The sequence below is a fragment of the Pseudonocardia hierapolitana genome (genome assembly GCF_007994075.1).
Taxonomy (GTDB): Bacteria; Actinomycetota; Actinomycetes; order Mycobacteriales; family Pseudonocardiaceae; genus Pseudonocardia; species Pseudonocardia hierapolitana.
In genome coordinates this window covers 8664309-8682793 of record NZ_VIWU01000001.1, presented here as the reverse complement: position 1 = coordinate 8682793, position 18485 = coordinate 8664309, and the positions used below count along the sequence as shown (strand labels likewise).

General features: G+C 72.9%; 21 protein-coding genes. 12 read left to right on the top strand and 9 right to left on the bottom strand.

From position 1 onward, the window contains the following. Positions 1 to 75: 75 nt before the first annotated feature. From FHX44_RS41025 to FHX44_RS41010, 4 genes are read right to left on the bottom strand one after another with little or no spacing between them, the layout of a single operon-like run. A complete protein-coding gene (locus FHX44_RS41025) occupies positions 76 to 813 on the bottom strand; it encodes an adenosylcobinamide-GDP ribazoletransferase (RefSeq protein ID WP_147260669.1) in 738 nt (245 codons plus the stop codon). Continuing rightward, entirely contained in the window at positions 810 to 1817 is a 1008-nt protein-coding gene (cobT, locus tag FHX44_RS41020) for a nicotinate-nucleotide--dimethylbenzimidazole phosphoribosyltransferase (protein ID WP_246170873.1), read from the bottom strand. The genes FHX44_RS41025 and cobT overlap by 4 nt, the downstream gene beginning before the upstream one ends. A 23-nt stretch (positions 1818 to 1840) precedes the next feature. Then, positions 1841 to 2350, bottom strand: coding sequence for a bifunctional adenosylcobinamide kinase/adenosylcobinamide-phosphate guanylyltransferase (locus FHX44_RS42975; protein ID WP_246170872.1), 510 nt, complete (start codon positions 2348 to 2350; stop codon positions 1841 to 1843). An 11-nt stretch (positions 2351 to 2361) separates the two neighbouring features. Next, complete coding sequence (locus tag FHX44_RS41010) at positions 2362 to 3006, bottom strand: DUF3043 domain-containing protein (RefSeq protein WP_147260668.1); 645 nt, start codon at positions 3004 to 3006, stop codon at positions 2362 to 2364. Between the two features lie 67 nt (positions 3007 to 3073). Between FHX44_RS41010 and FHX44_RS41005 the strand changes: the two genes are divergently transcribed. From FHX44_RS41005 to katG, 9 genes are all read left to right on the top strand, one after another. Then, entirely contained in the window at positions 3074 to 4195 is a 1122-nt protein-coding gene (locus tag FHX44_RS41005; RefSeq protein WP_212612893.1) for a glycerate kinase family protein, read from the top strand. Between the two features lie 128 nt (positions 4196 to 4323). Beyond that, a complete protein-coding gene (locus tag FHX44_RS41000) occupies positions 4324 to 4686 on the top strand; it encodes a HesB/IscA family protein (protein WP_147260666.1) in 363 nt (120 codons plus the stop codon). 141 nt (positions 4687 to 4827) lie between these two features. Then, complete coding sequence (locus tag FHX44_RS40995; RefSeq protein WP_212613131.1) at positions 4828 to 5748, top strand: carbohydrate kinase family protein; 921 nt, start codon at positions 4828 to 4830, stop codon at positions 5746 to 5748. Between the two features lie 65 nt (positions 5749 to 5813). Next, positions 5814 to 6059, top strand: coding sequence for a FitA-like ribbon-helix-helix domain-containing protein (locus FHX44_RS43700; protein WP_147260664.1), 246 nt, complete (start codon positions 5814 to 5816; stop codon positions 6057 to 6059). Continuing rightward, the gene (locus FHX44_RS40985) at positions 6056 to 6619 is read left to right on the top strand and encodes a type II toxin-antitoxin system VapC family toxin (RefSeq protein ID WP_147260663.1); all 564 of its coding nucleotides are present in this window, start codon (positions 6056 to 6058) and stop codon (positions 6617 to 6619) included. The genes FHX44_RS43700 and FHX44_RS40985 overlap by 4 nt, the downstream gene beginning before the upstream one ends. 243 nt (positions 6620 to 6862) lie before the next feature. Then, positions 6863 to 7849 (top strand): aa3-type cytochrome oxidase subunit II, encoded by a 987-nt coding sequence (gene ctaC, locus FHX44_RS40980; protein ID WP_425469175.1) that lies wholly within the window; start codon positions 6863 to 6865, stop codon positions 7847 to 7849. Positions 7850 to 7857: 8 nt separating this feature from the next. Further along, the gene (locus tag FHX44_RS40975) at positions 7858 to 8256 is read left to right on the top strand and encodes a cytochrome c oxidase subunit 4 (protein WP_147260661.1); all 399 of its coding nucleotides are present in this window, start codon (positions 7858 to 7860) and stop codon (positions 8254 to 8256) included. A 20-nt stretch (positions 8257 to 8276) separates the two neighbouring features. Next, positions 8277 to 9731 (top strand): purine-cytosine permease family protein, encoded by a 1455-nt coding sequence (locus FHX44_RS40970; RefSeq protein WP_212612891.1) that lies wholly within the window; start codon positions 8277 to 8279, stop codon positions 9729 to 9731. A gap of 69 nt (positions 9732 to 9800) precedes the next feature. After that, positions 9801 to 12119, top strand: a complete 2319-nt coding sequence (katG, locus tag FHX44_RS40965; protein WP_147260660.1) for a catalase/peroxidase HPI — start codon at positions 9801 to 9803, stop codon at positions 12117 to 12119. Here katG and bioB read toward each other — a convergent pair. Genes bioB through FHX44_RS40940 form a run of 5 tightly spaced genes read right to left on the bottom strand, consistent with a single transcriptional unit; the run spans position 12016 to position 15478 of the window. Beyond that, positions 12016 to 13077 (bottom strand): biotin synthase BioB, encoded by a 1062-nt coding sequence (gene bioB / locus FHX44_RS40960; RefSeq protein ID WP_147260659.1) that lies wholly within the window; start codon positions 13075 to 13077, stop codon positions 12016 to 12018. The genes katG and bioB overlap by 104 nt on opposite strands. Positions 13078 to 13120: 43 nt before the next feature. Then, on the bottom strand, positions 13121 to 14278 hold the full coding sequence (locus FHX44_RS40955; RefSeq protein ID WP_147260658.1) for an acyl-CoA dehydrogenase family protein: 1158 nt from the start codon (positions 14276 to 14278) through the stop codon (positions 13121 to 13123). 51 nt (positions 14279 to 14329) lie between these two features. Next, positions 14330 to 14500: a YbaK/EbsC family protein gene (locus FHX44_RS40950; RefSeq protein ID WP_212612890.1), complete on the bottom strand. Its 171-nt coding sequence runs from the start codon at positions 14498 to 14500 to the stop codon at positions 14330 to 14332. Further along, positions 14490 to 14792, bottom strand: coding sequence for an ArsR/SmtB family transcription factor (locus FHX44_RS40945; protein WP_147260657.1), 303 nt, complete (start codon positions 14790 to 14792; stop codon positions 14490 to 14492). Before FHX44_RS40945 ends, FHX44_RS40950 begins: the two co-directional genes overlap by 11 nt. 32 nt (positions 14793 to 14824) lie before the next feature. Then, positions 14825 to 15478, bottom strand: a complete 654-nt coding sequence (locus FHX44_RS40940) for an O-methyltransferase (protein ID WP_147260656.1) — start codon at positions 15476 to 15478, stop codon at positions 14825 to 14827. A gap of 100 nt (positions 15479 to 15578) precedes the next feature. On the opposite strand from FHX44_RS40940, the gene FHX44_RS40935 reads away from it, so the two are divergent. Genes FHX44_RS40935 through FHX44_RS40925 form a run of 3 tightly spaced genes read left to right on the top strand, consistent with a single transcriptional unit; the run spans position 15579 to position 18386 of the window. After that, positions 15579 to 16889 carry a sensor histidine kinase gene (locus FHX44_RS40935; RefSeq protein ID WP_246170871.1) on the top strand — a complete coding sequence of 437 codons (1311 nt, stop codon included), beginning with the start codon at positions 15579 to 15581 and terminating at the stop codon, positions 16887 to 16889. Continuing rightward, entirely contained in the window at positions 16890 to 17531 is a 642-nt protein-coding gene (locus FHX44_RS40930) for a response regulator transcription factor (RefSeq protein ID WP_147260654.1), read from the top strand. Between the two features lie 12 nt (positions 17532 to 17543). Beyond that, the gene (locus FHX44_RS40925; protein ID WP_147260653.1) at positions 17544 to 18386 is read left to right on the top strand and encodes a sugar nucleotide-binding protein; all 843 of its coding nucleotides are present in this window, start codon (positions 17544 to 17546) and stop codon (positions 18384 to 18386) included. The last annotated feature ends 99 nt before the right edge of the window (positions 18387 to 18485 follow it).

Here is an 18485-nt window from a genome sequence, read left to right as displayed (position 1 = left end):
TCATACCCGCGCCGGGAAGAATCTCGCGTTGAAGCAACGGCCAGCGCCGAGGGCCAGCGCACGCTGGAAGATTCGTCAGCCGCTCGTCACGGCCACGAGAACCGCCGTCGTCGCGAGCTCGCCTGCGGCGCCGAGCACGTCGCCGGTCATGCCGCCGAATCGGCGGGCCGTGTGCCAGGACAGCGCGACGACGAGCGCGGCGCCCAGCGCCACCCCGATCGTGGCGCGCGGGCCCAGGGCGAGGCCGGCGGCGGCGAGCGCCGCCCACCACGCCGCGGGAACCCACCACGGTTGCGACCCGGCCACGAGCGCGCCGAGGCCGCCGGGCCGGGCCGCGGGCACCCCGCGCCGGGCCACCCAGCAGAAACCCGCCCGGCCGGCGGCCGCGGCCAGTGCGACGGCCGCCACGGCGGACGGGCCGGTGGACGCCAGCTCGGCGAGCGCCGCGGCCTGCGCGCCGAGCACCACCACGAGCGTCACCACGGCGAAGGCGCCCACCCCACCCTCGCGCATCACGGCGAGCGCGCGCTCCGGCGGGCCGTAGCAGCCCAGGCCGTCCGCGGTGTCGGCCAGGCCGTCGACGTGCATGCCGCGGGTGGCGAGTGCGAGGAAACCGACGGTGAGCAGGCCCGCCACCAGCGGCGGTACCCCGAGCGCTGCCAGCCCGATGAGCAGTCCTCCCGCCACCGCGCCCAGCGCAGCGCCGACGACCGGAGCCCAGCGCAGCGCGCCGGCCCCGAGCCGGGCGGTCGGCTCGACCGGCCGCACCGGCAGCACGGTCAGCAGGCCGAGCGCGAACCGGAGCGACCTCAACTGGCGTCGGTCTCCGCCAGCAGCCGCGCGGCCATCTGCAGCAGCGGGACGGCGGCAACCGCTCCGGTGCCGTCGCCGAGCCGGACGCCGAGGTCGAGCACGGGGGAGAGGCCCAAGTGCTCTTCGACGAGGGCCATCGCGGGATCCGGGGAGCGCTGGGCGTAGAGCCACCAGTCCCGTGCGCCCTTCGCCAACTCGTCGGCCAGCAGCGCGGCCGCGCCCACGACAAGCCCGTCGAGCAGCACCGGGGTGCGCCGCAGCGCGGCCTGTACGCAGAATCCGGTGAGCGCTGCGAGGTCGGCGCCACCTGCGACCCGGAGCAGGGCGAGCGGGTCGCGCACGTGCGGGCGGGCGCGGCGCAGCGCGTCGCGGACGGCGGCGGCCTTGCGCATCCAGCCTGCGTCGTCGATCCCGCTGCCGCGCCCGATCACGGCGACCGGCTCCGTGCTGGTCAGGGCGGCCACGAGCGTGGCCGCCGGGGTCGTGGCCCCGACGCCGAGCGAGGCAGGCACCAGCAGATCGGCGCCGGAGTCCACCTCCTCGTCGGCCAGCGCCCGACCGGCGGCGATCGCCTTCTCGGTCTCGTCGGCCGTGAGTGCGTCCTCCCGGTCGATCCGGCCGCTGCCGCGCCGCACGCGGTGACGCCCCGTGTCGTCGCCATCGCTGTCGAGCGCGACGTCGACGACCCGCACCGACACCCCGGCGACCGCGGCGAGAACCCCGACCGGCGCCGTGTGCTCGCGGACCGCGGTCACCTGCCGCGCGGTGGCGCCGGGCGCGTGGGCGGACACGCCGGCCGCCGCGATCCCGTGGTCGCCCGCGATCACCACCACACGCGGCCGGGCCAGCGGGCGCGGCGGGCAGGCGCCCTGGGCCGCGGCGAGCCAGACGCCCAGCTCGGCGAGCTTGCCGAGCGCCCCGTCAGGCACGTCCAGGTCGGCGTGGCGGGCGACGGCGGCGCGCCGGGCGTCGACGTCGGGGGCGGTGACGGGAGGCAGGTCCACGGGGAGTTCATACCGTCCCGGGATCACTTCAGGCGCAGCGGGAGGCCCGCCACCAGCAGCACGACCTCGTCGCACACGGCGGCGAGGGCCGCGTTGAGCGCGCCCAGCTCGTCGCGGAAGAGCCGCCCCGCCCGGGTGGCCGGCACGACGCCGAGGCCCACCTCCGCGGACACGAGCACGACGCGGCCGGGCGCCGACTCGACCGCGGCAACCAGTTCCTCGACGGCGGTGCCGACGGCGGGCGGGACGGCGGGCGCGTCCCATGCCGCGGCGTCGTCGAGCACGGCCGTGAGCCAGGTGGCGAGGTCGTCGACGAGGAGCGGCCCGCCGCCCCCGCGCACGATCGCGGCGACGTCGGCGTCCTCGACGGTGGTCCAGGCCGGGGACCTGCGGGAACGGTGGACGTCGATGCGGGCCGACCACTCCGGGTCGTCGGCCCGCCGCCGAGCGGTGGCGACGTAGCGGACGGGGGAGTCGGCCGGCAGGAGGTCCTCGGCGTGCCGCGACTTGCCCGATCGCGTCCCGCCGAGCACGAGCGTGCGGGTCAGGGGTTCGCGCCCCGCTGGACCCGCGGCTTCGGGATGCGCAGCTTCCGGAGCTGGCTGGCGCGGGTGAACGCGTACCAGCCGGTGGACAGGGCCCCGATCTGCTCGTCCGGGAACCTCTCCCGCGTCTTCCGGGTGATCGAGACGCCGAGGAAGATCCCTTCGATGATCATCGTCGAGAGCGCGACGAGGCTGAAGAGACTCAGGTACTGCTGGACGGACGGCACCGGGACCAGCAGGGAGAGCACCACGACGATCGCGAGCGGCATGAAAAGGCCCATGATGTGCGGCCGCGAGTCGACCAGGTCGCGGATGTAGGCCTTGACGGGCCCGCGGTCGCGCGGCATGAGGTAGCGCTCGTCGCCCGCGGCCATCCGCGCGCGCCGCTCCTCCGCCTGCCTGCGCCGCTCCTCCCTGCTCGGCCGGTTCGCCTTGGCCAGCCGGGCGGCCTCGCGCTGGGTGCGCGGCGGCGGCGCGGCCGGTCCGCGGCGGCGGCGCTCGGCTTCGCGGCGCTTCGGGGTGGGACGGCCCTTCCCCGCGGAGCGCTTGGCCTCGGACTGCTCGGAGTCGGTGGGCGCAGGCGCCGCGGACTCGGACGAGTCGGCGCCGACCTTCGACGGCGTGGAACGGCGCAGGAACCTCACACACGCCACCTTACGGGCAGTAGTGCCCCGCACCGGAAGCCCGGTGCGGGGCACTAGCGTGCCGGGCATGCGAGTGGTCGTGGCACCTGATTCCTTCGGCGGCACCCTGAGTGCCACGGCGGCGGCCGAGGCGATCGCAACGGGCTGGCGCCGCACCGCCCCGGACGACGAGCTGCGGCTCCTCCCGCTCGCCGACGGCGGCACCGGCTTCGTCGACGTCCTGTACGCCGCACGCGGCGGCGAGTGGCACGAGCTGGAGGTCACGGGCCCGTTCGGCGACCCGGTACAGGCGCGCTGGCTGCGGATCGAGGACACCGCCTACCTGGAGTCGGCCGACGCGTGCGGGCTGCACCTGGTGCCGCGCGAGCGGCGCGTCCCCGAGGTGGCGCTCGCGGTCACCTCGCGCGGGGTCGGTGAGCTGGTGGCCGACGCACGCGACGCGGGCGTCGGCGTGGTCGTCATCGGGCTGGGCGGGTCGGCCACCACCGACGGGGGCGCGGGGATGCTCGCCGCGCTGGGCGCCGTGCCCGTCGACGACGACGGTGCCCCGCTCTCCGGCGGCGGCGCGGCGCTCGCCCGCTGCGCGCGGCTGGAGGGCGCTGCCGATCTGGGCGGCGTGCGTCTGGTCGCCGCCGCCGACGTCGACAACCCGCTGCTCGGGCAGCACGGCGCGGCCGCGGTCTTCGGGCCGCAGAAGGGCGCCGACGACGCCGCCGTCACGGAGCTGGACGCGGCGCTCGCCCGGTTTGCCGACGCGCTCGCCGCCGCGTTCGGCGTGGACGTGCGCGACGAGCCGGGAGCCGGCGCGGCAGGCGGGCTCGGGGCCGCGCTGCTCGCGTGCGGGGCGCGCCGGGTGTCGGGGGCGGCGCTGGTGCGCGAGCTCGTCGGCCTGGACGCCGAGCTCGACAAGGCCCAGCTCGCCATCACCGGCGAGGGCAGCTTCGACTGGCAGTCGCTGCGCGGGAAGCTCATCACGGCGGTCGCCCGTGGCGCCGCCGACCGCGGGCTGCCGTGCATCGTGCTCGCCGGTCAGGTGTCGGTGGGGCGCCGGGAGGCCGCCGCGGTGGGCGTCGACGCCGCCTTCGGCGTGGCCGAGCACGCCGGGAGCATCGAGGCGTCGATGGCCGACCCGGCCGGCACCCTCGCTGCGCTCGCCGAGCACGTCGCCCGGCAGTGGAGCAAGCGCTGAGCGGAGCCTGCCGAGCGGACACCGGATCCGGGCGTGGCGCGCATCACGCTCCTGCCGCTGCGCGGGCGACCCGGGGTACCGGAGGTACGCTGGGAACAGGATCGCGCCGCACGCTGTTGGGGAGAGTCATGACTGTCGACAACACCACCGCCGTCGAGACCGAGACGCACGGTGTCGAGCTCACCGACGCCGCCGCGTTCAAGGCCAAGGCGCTGCTCGACCAGGAGGGCCGCGACGACATGCACCTGCGCATCGCCGTCCAGCCGGGTGGCTGCGCCGGCCTGCGCTACCAGCTGTTCTTCGATGACCGCGAGCTCGACGGCGACCTGTTCCGCGACTTCAACGGGCTGAAGGTCGGTGTCGACCGGATGAGCGCCCCGTACCTGCAGGGTGCCGTCATCGACTTCGTCGACAGCATCGAGAAGCAGGGCTTCACGATCGACAACCCGAACGCGGGCGGTTCGTGCGCCTGCGGCGACTCGTTCAACTGATCGCCCGCCGAGCCAGCTCGGCTCTGTAGATCGCGGCACCCCACCGACCCCGGCCGGACCCCTCGGCCGGGGTCGGTCGCGTCTGTAGGGTGACTCCCCGTGCCTATCGCCGTGACCGGGTCCATCGCCACCGACCAGCTGATGCACTTCCCGGGTCGGTTCGCCGACCAGATCGTCCTCGAGCAGCTCGACCGGCTCTCGCTCAGCTTCCTCGTCGACGACATGGTGATCCGGCCCGGCGGTGTGGCCGGCAACATCGCGTTCGCGCTCGGTGTGCTCGGCCGCTCGCCGCTGCTGGTCGGCGCGGTCGGGGCGGACTTCGGCGAGTACCGGGCCCGCCTGGAGGCCAACGGCGTGGACTGCTCCGCCGTGCTCGTCTGCCCGGACGTCAACACGGGCCGCTTCGTGTGCACCACCGACGACGACATGCGCCAGATCGCGTCCTTCTACACCGGTGCGATGGCCCGCTCCCGGGAGATCTCCCTCGCCCCGCTGGTCGACCGGATCGAGCTCGTGCTGGTCGGTGCCAACGACCCCGACGCGATGCTGCGCCACACCGACGAGGCCCGCGAGCTGGGCATCCCGTTCGCGGCCGACCCGTCCCAGCAGCTCGCCCGCATGGAGGGCCCGGAGATCCGCCGGCTCGTGTCGGGTGCCCGCTACCTGCTCACCAACGACTACGAGTGGGAGCTGCTGCTCAAGAAGACCGGCTGGACCGAGGCGCAGGTCGCCGACGAGGTGGAGATCCGGATCACCACCCACGGCGAGAACGGCGTGGAGATCCACGGCGAGCAGACCCTGAAGGTCGGCGTGGTGCCGGAGACCGGCAAGGTCGACCCCACCGGCGTCGGTGACGCATTCCGGGCCGGGTTCCTCGCCGCCGTCTCGGGCGGCCTGTCGCTGGAGCGCGCCGCGCAGCTGGGCTCCCTCATCGCCGTGCAAGTGCTGGAGACCGACGGCCCGCAGGAATGGTCGTGGGACCGCGCGACCGCCATCACCCGCCTGAGCGATGCCTACGGCCCGGACGCGGCATCGGAGATCGAGCGCGTGCTGCCCGGCTGACGCCGACTGTCGTCATTGCCAGCAGTGCTAGCGTTGCAGTCAACGGTGTCATCTGGGGGTGTTCGGTGACGACGCTGACGGTGCGAGGGCTGGACGACGACACACGAGCGCGACTGCGCGTTCGAGCCGCCCGCAACGGCCGCTCGATGGAGGCCGAGGTGCGGGCGATCCTGCGCGAGGCGCTGTCCGAGCCTGACGCGGAGACCGGACTGGGCAGCCGGATCGCTGCTCGGTTCGCCGCCGTGGGCGGGATCGACCTCGAGCCGCCTCCTCGCGGTGACATGCCGCGTGCGGCGCACTTCGACGCGTGATCGTCCTCGACACCAACGTCCTCTCCGAGCTCGTCCGGGCGACACCCGACACGAGGGTGCTCACCTGGCTCGACGCCCTGCCCGTCGCCGAGACGGCAACGACGGCGGTCACGGTGGCGGAGTTGCACCACGGCGTTGCCCGGTTGCCGGACGGGCGCCGGAGGGTCGCGCTGCACCACGCCGTGCGGGCGATGCTCGACGACGACTTCCGGGGGCGGGTCGAGCCGTTCGATCGGCACGCCGCCAGGGCGTATGCGCACGTCGTCGCCGACCGGGAACGCCTCGGGCGCCCCATCAGCGTCGCCGACGCCCAGATCGCGGCGATCTGCCGGGCCCGCGGAGCCACGCTCGCAACCCGTAATACGAAGGACTTCAAGGACACCGGGATCGAGCTCATCGACCCGTGGCAGGTGCGCCGAGCCGGATCCCCGGTCGCGGGCCCGGGCTCGTCGAGCGGCTCCCGCGCCTCGGTGATCAGCCGCGCCCGGCCCGCGGCGCGGGCGATGCCGGCGAGCCGGGTGCAGCAGTCGACGGCCGACCCCGCGCCTGTGCCGCCGTGAGCACCGCGAACCAGTCGCGCAAGGCGCGCTCGTCGCCGGGCGCGACGGTGTCGAGGGTGACGGGGGCGGCGCGTTCGACCACGGTGTCCATTCCGGCGCGGGACGGCCGCGGGCACCACCGGATTCCGCCCCCACCCGGGCCGGTCGCCGATGACCTGCTCGGCTAGTCTCTACGCGAGGTCGAATTCAGGCCGGGAACACAGCGAATACGCACAGGGCTACGGTTCAGGAGGGCGGCGAGCAGTGGGCCGAGCACAGCGCGGGGGAGACCGATTCTCGGCGAGGCAATCGTCGAGAAGGCAGAGCCCGACGAGGCGCGCGGTCCAGCTGGCCGGGCTGGCGCTGCTGGTCATCCCGCTCACCACCGGCTGCTCGGTGGAGGAGGTCCTGCGCTTCGGATGGCCGGTGGGGATCACCCCGCAGGCCGAGGCGATGCGCGAGCTGTGGACGTGGTCGGCGGTCGCGGCGCTCGTCGTCGGCGCGGTCACGTGGGCGGCGATGTTCTGGGCGGTGATCTTCCACCGCAAGCGCAAGGGCGACGACAGCGTGCCGCGCCAGACGCAGTACAACCTGCCGCTCGAGATCACCTTCACCGTGATCCCCACGATCATCGTGGCGGTGCTGTTCGCGTTCACCGTCAACGTGCAGAACTACGTCGACATCGACGCGGAGGATCCCGACCTGCGGGTGGACGTCACGGCGTTCCAGTGGAACTGGGAGTTCGAGTACCCCGACGCCCCGACCCCGGACGGGCGCCCGGTGAGCACGCTGGGCACCAGCGAGACCATCCCGTTGCTCGTGCTGCCCACCGAGCGGCGGATCGAGTTCTCGCAGCGATCCAACGACGTGATCCACAGCTTCTTCGTGCCGGAGTTCCTGTTCAAGCGCGACGTCTTCCCGATGCCCGAGGTCAACGACCAGGACAACGTGTGGCAGATCGACTCGATCGACCGTGAGGGTGCGTTCGTCGGCCGGTGCGCCGAACTCTGCGGCACCTACCACGCGATGATGAACTTCGAGGTCAGGGCGATCTCGCCGGCGCTGTTCGACCAGTGGCTCAGCCTGCGGCAGCAGGTCAACCCGGACACCGGCGCCCCGTACACGGCCGGCGAGGCGCTGCAGCGGCTCGGCTGCGGCCAGCTGTGCACGCCCGAGGCGTACACCACCTACCCCTTCAACACGGACCGGACGCACCGCACCGCGTCGCAGCCGGTCACCTCGGGGAGCTGAGGAACGTCATGAAGGTCGAATCCCGCATCTTCGAGATCATCACCGCGTTCTTCTTCCTCGCGGCGATCGTCTACACCGTGCTGGCGCAGGAGCCCGTCGGCATCGCGGCGCTGTTCCTCACCGGTGGCCTCTCGCTGATCATCGGCACGTACTTCCGGTTCGTCTCCCGGCGGCTCGAGGCACGCCCGGAGGACAACCCGGAGGCCGAGGTGTCCGACGGCGCCGGCGACGTGGGCTTCTTCTCCCCGGGCAGCTACTGGCCGATCGGAGTTGCGGCCTGCGCCGCGCTCTGCGGGATCGCGCTCGCCTTCTGGCACGTGTGGCTGCTGGTGATCGGCGGCGTTCTGCTCCTGTTCGCCATCGGCGGGCTGGTATTCGAGTACCACATCCGTCCCGCAGAGCACTGACGGTGCATTAGCCTCCTCTCGTGGCGGAGGGGCAGCAGTCGGCGCTGCGCGTCGAGGAGAACGGCATCAACGTCATCTCCGACGCCGAGCGTCACGGCCGCCCGAGCCAGCTGTTCTGGCCCTGGTTCGCCGCGAACGTCTCGGTGCTCGGGCTGAGCTACGGCGCGTTCGCGCTCGGGTTCGGGATCTCGTTCCCGCAGGCGCTGGTGGCCGGGATCGTCGGCATCGTGTTCTCGTTCCTGCTCGTCGGGTTCGTCGCGATCGCGGGCAAGCGGGGATCGGCTCCGACAATGGTGATGAGCAGGGCCGCGTTCGGCGTGCGGGGCAACCGGCTGCCGTCGGCCATCTCCTGGCTGCTGACGGTGGGCTGGGAGACCGTCCTCACCACCCTCGCGACGCTCGCCACGGCCACGGTGTTCTCCCGGCTCGGCTGGGGTGGGGGCACCGGAACGCTGCTGGTGGCGCTGGTCGTGGTGGCCGCCCTGACGGTCGCGGCAGGCGTGCTGGGCTTCCAGCTGATCATGCGCCTGCAGACGGTGATCACGATCGTCACCGCGGTGCTCACCGTCGTCTACATCCTGCTCGTCGTCGACGACGTCGACTTCGGTGCCGTGGCGGCGCTCCCGAGCGGGTCGGCCCAGGACGTCGTCGGCGCCCTGGTGATGTTGATGACCGGGTTCGGACTGGGCTGGGTGAACGCCGCCGCCGACTACTCCCGCTACCTGCCGCGCAGCGCATCGGGGCGCGGCGTCGTGGCGTGGACGACCGTCGGGTCGGCCCTCGCGCCGCTGGTGCTGTTCGCGTTCGGCTTGCTGCTCGCCGGTTCGTCCACCGAGCTGTCGGAGGCGATCGCCGCCGACCCGATCGGCGCCCTCACGGCCGCGGTGCCCACCTGGTTCCTCGTGCCGTTCGCGCTGGTGGCGGTGCTCGGGCTGGTGGGCGGCGCCGTGCTCGACATCTACTCGTCCGGCCTCGCGATGCTCGCCATGGGCGTGCGGGTGCCGCGGTACGTCGCCGCGCTGATCGACGGCGTGATCATGATCCTGGGCACGATCTACGCGGTGTTCTTCGGCGGGGAGTTCCTGGGGCAGTTCCAGGGCTTCCTGATCACGCTCGGCGTGCCCGTTGCGGCGTGGTGCGGCGTGATGCTGGCCGACATCGCGCTGCGGCGGCGCGACTACGACGAGGCTGCGCTCTTCGACCCGGCCGGCCGCTACGGTGACGTGCGGCCGTTCCCGATCGCCGTGGTGGTCGTCTGCACGCTGCTCGGCTGGGGCCTGGTCGTCAACAGCTCCGCCTCCTGGCTGGCTTGGCAGGGCTACCTGCTCGGCCCGCTCGGCGGCCGGGAGGGGGCGTGGGCGTACGCGAACCTCGGTGTGCTGGTGGCCCTGGTGCTCGCCTTCCTGGCCACGGTGATCGGCACCCGGTCGGCCGTGCGCGCGCAGGAGGCGCAGACCTGGCCGATAGGAGCGTGACGGAGCCCGGAGGCAGTACCTAGGGTGGCGGGTGCCTGCCTGACGCTGAACCAGAGGCGGTTCACCCCCATGACGGATGTACACCGGAGCCCGGACGCCGCCGTCGACGAGCGGAGCGGGGGCGGGCTCGGCCTTCCCGCCCCGGTCGCTCCCCGCAGCCCCCTGGCGCGGCCCACGAGCAACCGCGACTGGTGGCCGAACCAGCTCGACCTCGGGATCCTGCGCAAGCACCCGCCCGCGGCCGATCCCATGGGCGAGGACTTCGACTACGCCGCGGAGTTCCTGACCCTCGACCTCGACGCCCTCGCGCGGGACGTCGACGAGGTGCTGACCACGTCGCAGGACTGGTGGCCCGCCGACTTCGGCCACTACGGACCGCTCGTCGTCCGGATGGTGTGGCACTGCGCCGGGACCTACCGGGTCGACGACGGCCGGGGCGGCGCGGGTGCGGGCATGCAGCGGTTCGCGCCGCTCAACAGCTGGCCGGACAACCGCAACCTGGACAAGGCGCGCCGCCTGCTGTGGCCGGTGAAGGAGAAGTACGGCCGCAAGATCTCGTGGGCCGATCTGATGATCTTCGCGGGCAACCGGGCGCTCGAATCGATGGGCTTCAGGACCTTCGGTTTCGCCGGTGGCCGGCAGGACGTCTGGGAGCCCGACGAGGACGTCTACTGGGGACCCGAGCGCGCCTGGCTCGGCGACGAGCGCCACACCGGGGTCCGGGACCTGCACAGGCCGCTCGCGGCCGATCAGATGGGCCTCATCTACGTCAACCCGGAGGGCCCGAACACCGTCCCGGACCCGATCACGTCGGCCCGGGACATCCGCGAGACGTTCCGGCGCATGGGGTTCACCGACGAGGAGACAGTCGCGCTGATCGCAGGCGGCCACACGTTCGGCAAGACCCACGGTGCGGCCGACCCGGACAAGCACCTCGGGCCCGAACCGGAGGGCGCCCCGCTCGAGGAGCAGGGGCTGGGCTGGCGGAGCCGCTACGGCACCGGGAACGGGTCCGACACCGTCACCAGCGGGCTCGAGGGAACGTGGACACCCACCCCGACGCGGTGGGACGACAGCTTCTTCCGGACCCTGTTCGACTACGAGTGGGACGTGGAGCTGAGCCCGGGCGGTCTGTGGCAGTGGATCCCGCGCGGCGGAGCAGGGGCGGGCACCGTGCCGGACGCCCACGACCCGTCGAAGACCCACGCGCCCACGATCCTGACCACCGACCTCGCGCTGCGCTTCGACCCGATCTACGAGCCGATCGCCCGCCGGTTCCACGAGAACCCCGACCAGTTGGCGGACGCGTTCGCCCGGGTCTGGTTCAAGCTGACGCACCTCGACATGGGTCCGATCCAGCGCTACCTCGGGCCGCTGGTGCCGCAGGACAGGTTGACCTGGCAGGACCCGGTGCCCGCGCCTCCCCACGAGCTTCTCGACGCCGAGGACGTCGCCGCGCTCAAGCGCCGGATCCTCGACTCCGGGCTGTCGATCTCCCGGCTGGTCTCCACGGCATGGGCGTCGGCGTCGACGTTCCGCAACAGCGACAAGCGCGGCGGTGCGAACGGTGCGCGGATCCGCCTGGAGCCGCAGCGGGGCTGGGAGGTCAACGAACCGGACGAGCTCGCACCGGTCCTGCGCACGCTGGAGGGGATCAAGGGCTCGTTCGGCAAGGAGGTCTCGCTCGCGGACCTCATCGTGCTCGGCGGGTGCGCCGCCGTGGAGCAAGCGGCGAGGAGCGCAGGCCACGACGTCGAGGTCCCCTTCACACCGGGGCGCACGGACGCCTCGCAGGACCAGACGGACGTGGCGTGGTTCGCCCCGCTCGAACCGCGCGCGGACGGGTTCCGCAACTACCGGGGCAGGGGCAACCGGCTGCCGCCGGAGTTCCTGCTGGTCGACCGCGCCAACCTGCTGGACCTGAGCCCGCCCGAGATGACCGTCCTGATCGGCGGCCTGCGTGTGCTGGGCGCGAACCACCGGCAGTCCCCGCTGGGCGTTCTCACCTCCCGGCCGGAAGCGCTGACCAACGACTTCTTCGTGAACCTGCTCGACATGCGGACCACGTGGAAGCCGACGTCCAAGGGTGCGGAGACCTACGAAGGCCGCGACCGCGTCACGGGTGAGGTCAGGTGGACCGCCAGTCGCGTCGACCTCGTCTTCGGCTCGAACTCGGAGCTGCGGGCCATCGCCGAGGTCTACGCCGCCCGCGACGCGCGGGAGAGGTTCGTGCGCGACTTCGTGGCCGCATGGGACAAGGTCATGAACCTCGACCGGTACGACGTCAGGCGTTGGCCGGCAGGTCGGTGCCCGCCCCCCGGCGCCGCAGCACCACCAGGTCGTGGCGGGCGTCCGGCAGGCTCTGCTCCTCTGCCCCCTCGATCGTGAACCCGGCGTCGGCGATCATCTGCCGATCGTCGGCGCCCGGCTGCCCCTCGCTGGTGAGGTAGTCGCCCAGGAAGATCGAGTTGGCCAGGTGCAGGGCCAGCGGTTGCAGGCTCCGCAGGTGGATCTCGCGCCCGCCGGCGAGCCGGACCTCGACGTCGGGGAACACGAACCGGAAGAGCGCGAGGATCCGCAGGCAGCGCTCTGGCGTGAGCTCCCAGCGGCCCTGTAGGGGCGTGCCGGCGAACGGGATCAGGAAGTTGACCGGCACCGAGTCCGGGTCGAGGTCGCGCAGCGCGAACGCGAGGTCGAGCACGTCGTCGTCCGACTCGCCCATCCCGAAGATCGCCCCGGAGCAGGGGGAGAGGCCGGCGGCCGTGGCACGCTGCAGCGTGTCGACCCGGTCGGCGAACGTGTGGGTGGAGCAGATCTCGCCGTAGCGGGCCTCGCTGGTGTTGAGGTTGTGGCTGTAGGCGTGCGCGCCCGCGGCCCGCAGCCGGTCGGCCTGGCCGTCGGAGAGCAGGCCGAGGCAGACGCACACCTCGACGTCGGGCCGGTCGGCCTTGATCGCGTCGATCGTGCGTTCCACGCGGGCGATGTCGCGATCACCGGGGCCGCGGCCGCTCGCGACCAGGCACACCCGCTTCGCGCCGGCCCGTACCGCGCGGTCGGCGATGCTCGCCGCCTCGTCGGGGGCGACCCAGGTGTACTTGAGGATCTCCGCCTCCGACCCCAGTCGCTGCGAGCAGTAGCCGCAGTCCTCGGGGCACATCCCGCTCTTGAGGTTGATGATCGTGTTGAGCTTCACCCGGCGGCCGAAGAACGCCCGCCGCACGCGCGAGCCCGCCGCGACGACGTCGAGCAGTTCGTCGTCGCCCGCGAGCAGCCGCAGGGCGGCGTCGCGGGGGATGGGCTCGCGGGCGAGCGCCCTGCGCGTCAGATCGCCGAGGAAGTCGTCCATGTCCAGCACCTTGGTCAACTTCCGGGTGCGCGGCAAGCCCCGATCAGCCGCGAGCGGCGTCCCCCAGCGTCTGCCGGGCGATGATCACCTGCTGGATCTGGCTGGTGCCCTCGTAGATGCGGAACAGCCGCGCGTCCCGGTAGAACCGCTCGACCGCGACGCCGCGGATGTAGCCCGCGCCGCCGTGCACCTGCACCGCCCGGTCGGCGACGCGGCCCACCATCTCGCTCGCGAAGTACTTGGCGACCGACGGGCCCCGCACCTTGTCGGCGCCCGCGTCGTACGCCCGCGCGACGTCGAGCACGAGGGAGCGGCCGGCCATGTGGTCGGTCACCGAGTCGGCGATCAGGCCCTGCACCAGCTGGAACGAGGCGATCGGCCGTCCGCCCTGCTCGCGGGTCCTCGCGAACTCGACCGACTCGTGCACCAGCCGTCCGGCCATCCCGACACACAGCGCTGCGATGTGCGCGCGGCCGTGGGAGAGGCACCTGGCCGCGGTCTGGAAGCCCCGGTCCACGCCGTCGGCGCCGCCCACCAGCGCTTCGGCCGGCACCCGCACGTCGTCGAGGTGGACGTCGGCGGTCCAGGCGCCGAACTGGCCCATCTTGTGGTCCTTCGGCCCGATCGAGAGCCCCTTCGCGCCCGCCGGGACGAGGAAGGTGGAGATGCCCCGGTTGCCGGCCGCGTCGGGGTTGGTGCGGGCGAACACCATGATCACGTCCGCGACGGGGGCGTTCGTGATGTAGCGCTTCGAACCGTTCAGCACCCAGTCCGAACCGTCGCGGCGGGCGGTGGTGGCCAGCCCCGCCGGGTCGGAGCCGGCGTCGGCCTCGGTGAGCCCGAACGACGCCGTCACCTCGCCGGAGGCCAGCCGCGGCAGCCACTCCTTCTTCTGGTCCTCCGTGCCCCCGACCAGCAGCACCTGCCCGGCGATGCCGTTGTTGGTGCCGAAGAGCGACCGCAGCGCGGGCGTGGTCCACCCCAGCTCGAACGCGAGCTGCGCCTCCTCCGTGAGCGTCATGCCGAGCCCGCCGTACTCCTGCGGGATCGCGAACCCGTAGAGGCCCATCTCCTTGCACGTGGCGATCACGCGATCCGGGATCGCGTCCTCGGCGTCGATCCGTTCCTCGATCGGCACGACCTCCTTGCGGACGAAGTCGCGCACCGCGGACAGGATGTCGGCGAGGTCGGAGGGCTCCATGGGGGTGGACGCTACCGCTGGTACGGCGAAGGGCGCTCGCCCCGCAACGGCTCAGGCGGCGACGGTGATGAGGGCGAGGCGCGGCGAGGCCACGTCGTGCCCGCGCATCGCGCTGACCAGCTCGGTGCGCCCCTCCGGCGGGGGGTCGATCAGCCGGTACCGGGCCGCGGCGGCGTCCAGCTGATCGATCAGTCTCCGGTAGGCGTCGTCGTCACCATTCACCGGCCAGCTGCTCCTTCGCCTCGGCGATCCGCTCCTCGTCGCGCCGGTAGAAGACCCACTGCTTGATCCTCGTGCCGTGGATCAGCCCGGCCCGGGCGAGGACCTTGAGGTGCTCGCCGCACGTGGGCTGGCTGACCCCGAGCTTCTCGGCGATGTACAGCGAGCACACGCCATCGCTGACCAGATCGCCGTCGCGCTGGGGCGGGAAGTGCGCCTCGGGGTCGCGCAGCCAGTCCAGGATCAGCTGGCGCTTCTCGTTGGCGAGCGCCTTCACGAGGTCCACGTCGAGCACGAAGGAACTATGGCAAATAGCGAAGTGCCTGTCTACTTCACGATCGCCAGGAGGAAGCCGTCGTAGCCCTTGCTCCCCACGGTCTGGACGACGGTGGCGTCGACGCGCGGCTCCTGCGCGATCAGCTCGGCGACCGCACGCGTGCCGCGGACGTCCGGGTCGGCGTTGTAGGAATCTGCGACCCGGCCGCCCCGCACCACGTTGTCCACCACGATCATCATGCCCGGGCGGGACAGGCGCAGGGCGTGCCGGAAGTACTCGGCGTTGGACTGCTTGTCCGCGTCGATGAAGGCCAGGTCGAACGGGCCGTCCAGGGTGGGGAGGGTGTCGAGTGCCGGCCCGACCCGCACGTCGACCACCCCGTCGAGCCCGGCGCGCGCGACATTCGCGCGGGCCACCTCCGCGTGAGCGGGATCGATCTCGCAGGTCACGAGCTCGCCGTCGGCCGGCAGCGCGCGGGCGAGCCAGATCGTCGAGTAGCCCCCGAGGGTGCCGATCTCGAGGATCCGGCGCGCTCCGACGGTGCGGGCGAGCAGGTGCAGCAACTTGCCCTGCGCCGCGCTGACGTCGATCGCGGGCAGCCCGGCGAGGGCGTTCGCCTCCTGCGCCGCGTCGAGCACCGGATCGGGGCCGAGCAGCTGCCCGGTGAAATACGCGTCGACCCGCTCCCAGGTCCGTCTGTCCATGGGTGATCAGCCTATGCGTGCTCGGGTTCGGGTTGGCCCTACCCTCGGCAGGGAGGCACACCGGCTGGGTGGCGCCGTGCGGGGTGACGAGAGTGGGGGCATGAGCGAATACGCGCCCGTCCCGGCGGTCGGCGGGCCACTCACCGCTTCCCAGCGGTTCTGGCGGGGCTACGGCTATCTGCTCGGCGGCCTCCCGCTTGCCATCGTCGCGTTCGTGATCGCGGTCGTGGGTTTCGCCGCCGGTGTCGGCACGATCGTGGTGTGGCTCGGGCTGCCGATCCTCGCCGGCACGCTGCGGGCCTCGCGCGGGCTCGCGAGCGTCGAGCGGCGCGGCGCCGAGTGGGCCACCGGCCGGGCGCTGCCGCCGCACCACTACCGCGAGGCGCGCGGCCGGGGGATCGGCCGGCTGTTCAGCATGCTCGCCGACCCGCAGTCGTGGCGCGACCTGCTGCACGCGGTGATCGCGTTCCCGGTGCGGCTCGCGATGTTCATCATCGCCGTGGTCTGGACGGTCGGCGGGCTCGGCTCGGCGCTCTCGGTCACCTGGCAGTGGTCGATCCCGCGGGATCCCGAGGACGACGGCGGCGGCCTGTACTGGCTGCTCTTCGGCCAGCACTCGCTGCTCGGTGAGATCGCGGTCAGCACCGTGCTCGGGCTGATCATGCTGGCCACGGCGCCACTGGTGATCCGCGGACTGGTCGCCACGCGGGCCGGGCTGGCGCGCGGGCTGCTCACCAACCAGACCGCCGCGCTGCGGGCGCGTGCCACCCAGCTGGAATCCAGCAGGCGGGCGGCCGTGCAGGCCGAGGCGCAGACGCTGCGCCGGCTCGAGCGCGACATCCACGACGGCCCGCAGCAGCGGCTCGTCCGGCTGAACATGGACCTCGAGGCGGTCGCCCGGCGGCTCGACGACAACCCGGAGAAGGCGCGCCCGCTTGTGGCGGAGGCCCTCACGCAGAGCCGCGAGGCCCTCGACGAGCTGCGCGCCCTCTCCCGCGGCATCGCCCCGCCGATCCTCGCCGACCGCGGACTCGGGCCCGCCCTCGCGGCCGCCGCCGCGCGCTGCCCGGTGGAGGTCTCCCTCGACGTCGCGCTGCCACAGGGGCAACGCCTCGCCGCCGCCGTCGAGAACACCGCGTACTTCGTGGTCACCGAGGCGCTCACGAACGTCGCGAAGCACGCCCACGCCAGCCTCTGCACCGTGGTCGTCACCGCCGACGCCGACCGCGTGCTCGTGCAGGTGCGCGACGACGGCCGAGGCGGCGCCCACCTCGGCAAGGGCCACGGGCTCGCCGGGCTCGCCGACCGGCTGGCCACCGTCGAGGGCGCACTCGACGTGGTGAGCCCGCCCGGCGGCCCCACCGTGCTGACCGCCGAGATCCCGCTGCGTGGCGTGGGGGATGATCGGTAGGTGAGGGTCGTGCTTGCGGAGGATTCGCTTCTGCTCAGGGAGGGGCTCGTCCGCCTCCTCGACGAGGCAGGGGCCGCGGTCGTCGCCGCCGTCGGGGACGGTGAAGGGCTGGTGGCGGCCGTGCGGGAGCACGAGCCGGACGTCGCCGTGGTCGACGTGCGGATGCCTCCGACGTTCACCGACGAGGGCCTGCGCGCCGCGCTGGAGGTGCGTCGCACGGTGCCGGGCACGGCGATCCTCGTGCTGTCGCAGTACGTCGAGGAGTCCTACGCCTCCGACCTGCTCACGGCGGGCGGGGGAGTCGGCTACCTGCTGAAGGACCGGGTCTCCAAGCTCGCCGACCTCTCCGACGCGCTGCAGCGGGTGGTCGACGGCGGCACCGTGCTCGACCCGGAGGTCGTCTCGGCCCTGTTCGCCCACCGCCGCCGCCGCGACCCGCTCGCCGCGCTCTCCCCGCGCGAACGCGAGGTCATGGCGCTCATGGCGGAGGGGCGCACCAACACCGCCATCGGCCGCACCCTCGTGATCAGCCAGGGGGCCGTGGAGAAGCACATCTCGTCGATCTTCACCAAGCTCGGCCTCCCGCCGTCGGGTGACGACCACCGCAGGGTGATGGCCGTGCTGACCTGGCTGGGCGTCTAGCTCGAGCCGGCCATGAGAGTCCTCGTCGTCGGTGGCAGCGGATTCCTCGGCAGGGAGGTCGCCCGGCAGTCACTGGCCGCGGGGCATCAGGTGGCCGCGACGTACCTGACGCGACCGGCCGACCTGGCCGGCACGACCTGGCACGCCGTGGACATCCGGGACCGCCGGCGGGTGGCCGATCTGGTGACCGAGATCGAGCCGGACCTGGTGGTCAACGCCGCTTTCCAGAAGGCCGACTGGACGAGCAGCGCCGACGGCGCCGCGCACGTCGCCATCGCTGCAGCCTCGATGGCCGCGCGTCTGGTTCACGTATCCAGCGACGCGGTGTTCTCCGGTGCAGCGATCCGCTACGACGAGACGTCGTTACCTGATCCGACCACTCCCTACGGCGCCGCCAAGGCCGCAGCCGAGACCGCGATCAAGGCCATCAGTCCGACCGCGGTGATCGCCCGCACCTCGTTGATCATCGGCGACGGTGGCTCGGTCCACGAGCGCCGAGTACACGCCCTGGCCACGGGCCGGATCACCGACGTGCTGTTCACCGACGACGTGCGCTGCCCCGTCCACGTCGCCGACCTGGCCGCCGCACTTCTCGAACTCGCAGCATCCGACCACGCCGGCATCCACCACATCGCCGGAACCGATGCGGTGAGCCGCCACGAACTGGGAACCCTGATCGCCCGCCGGGACGGTCTCGACACCGCCGCATTGCCCGCAGGCCGGCGAGCCGACACCAACCTGCCCGGGCCGCTCGACGTACGCCTCGATTGCGCCATGACCCGGCAACGCCTACGCACCGAACTGCGCGGCGCCCGCGAGTTCCTCGGCCGCCGCACCGTTGGCGCGATCGAGTAGGACGCACGTGGTGTCCCGGGGGCTGTCGGTCGGTGGGGCCTCCTGGCGGCGCCGCGCAGTGTGCGGGGCCGCTCCTCCCAGGTCAAGGGCGCTCAGTGT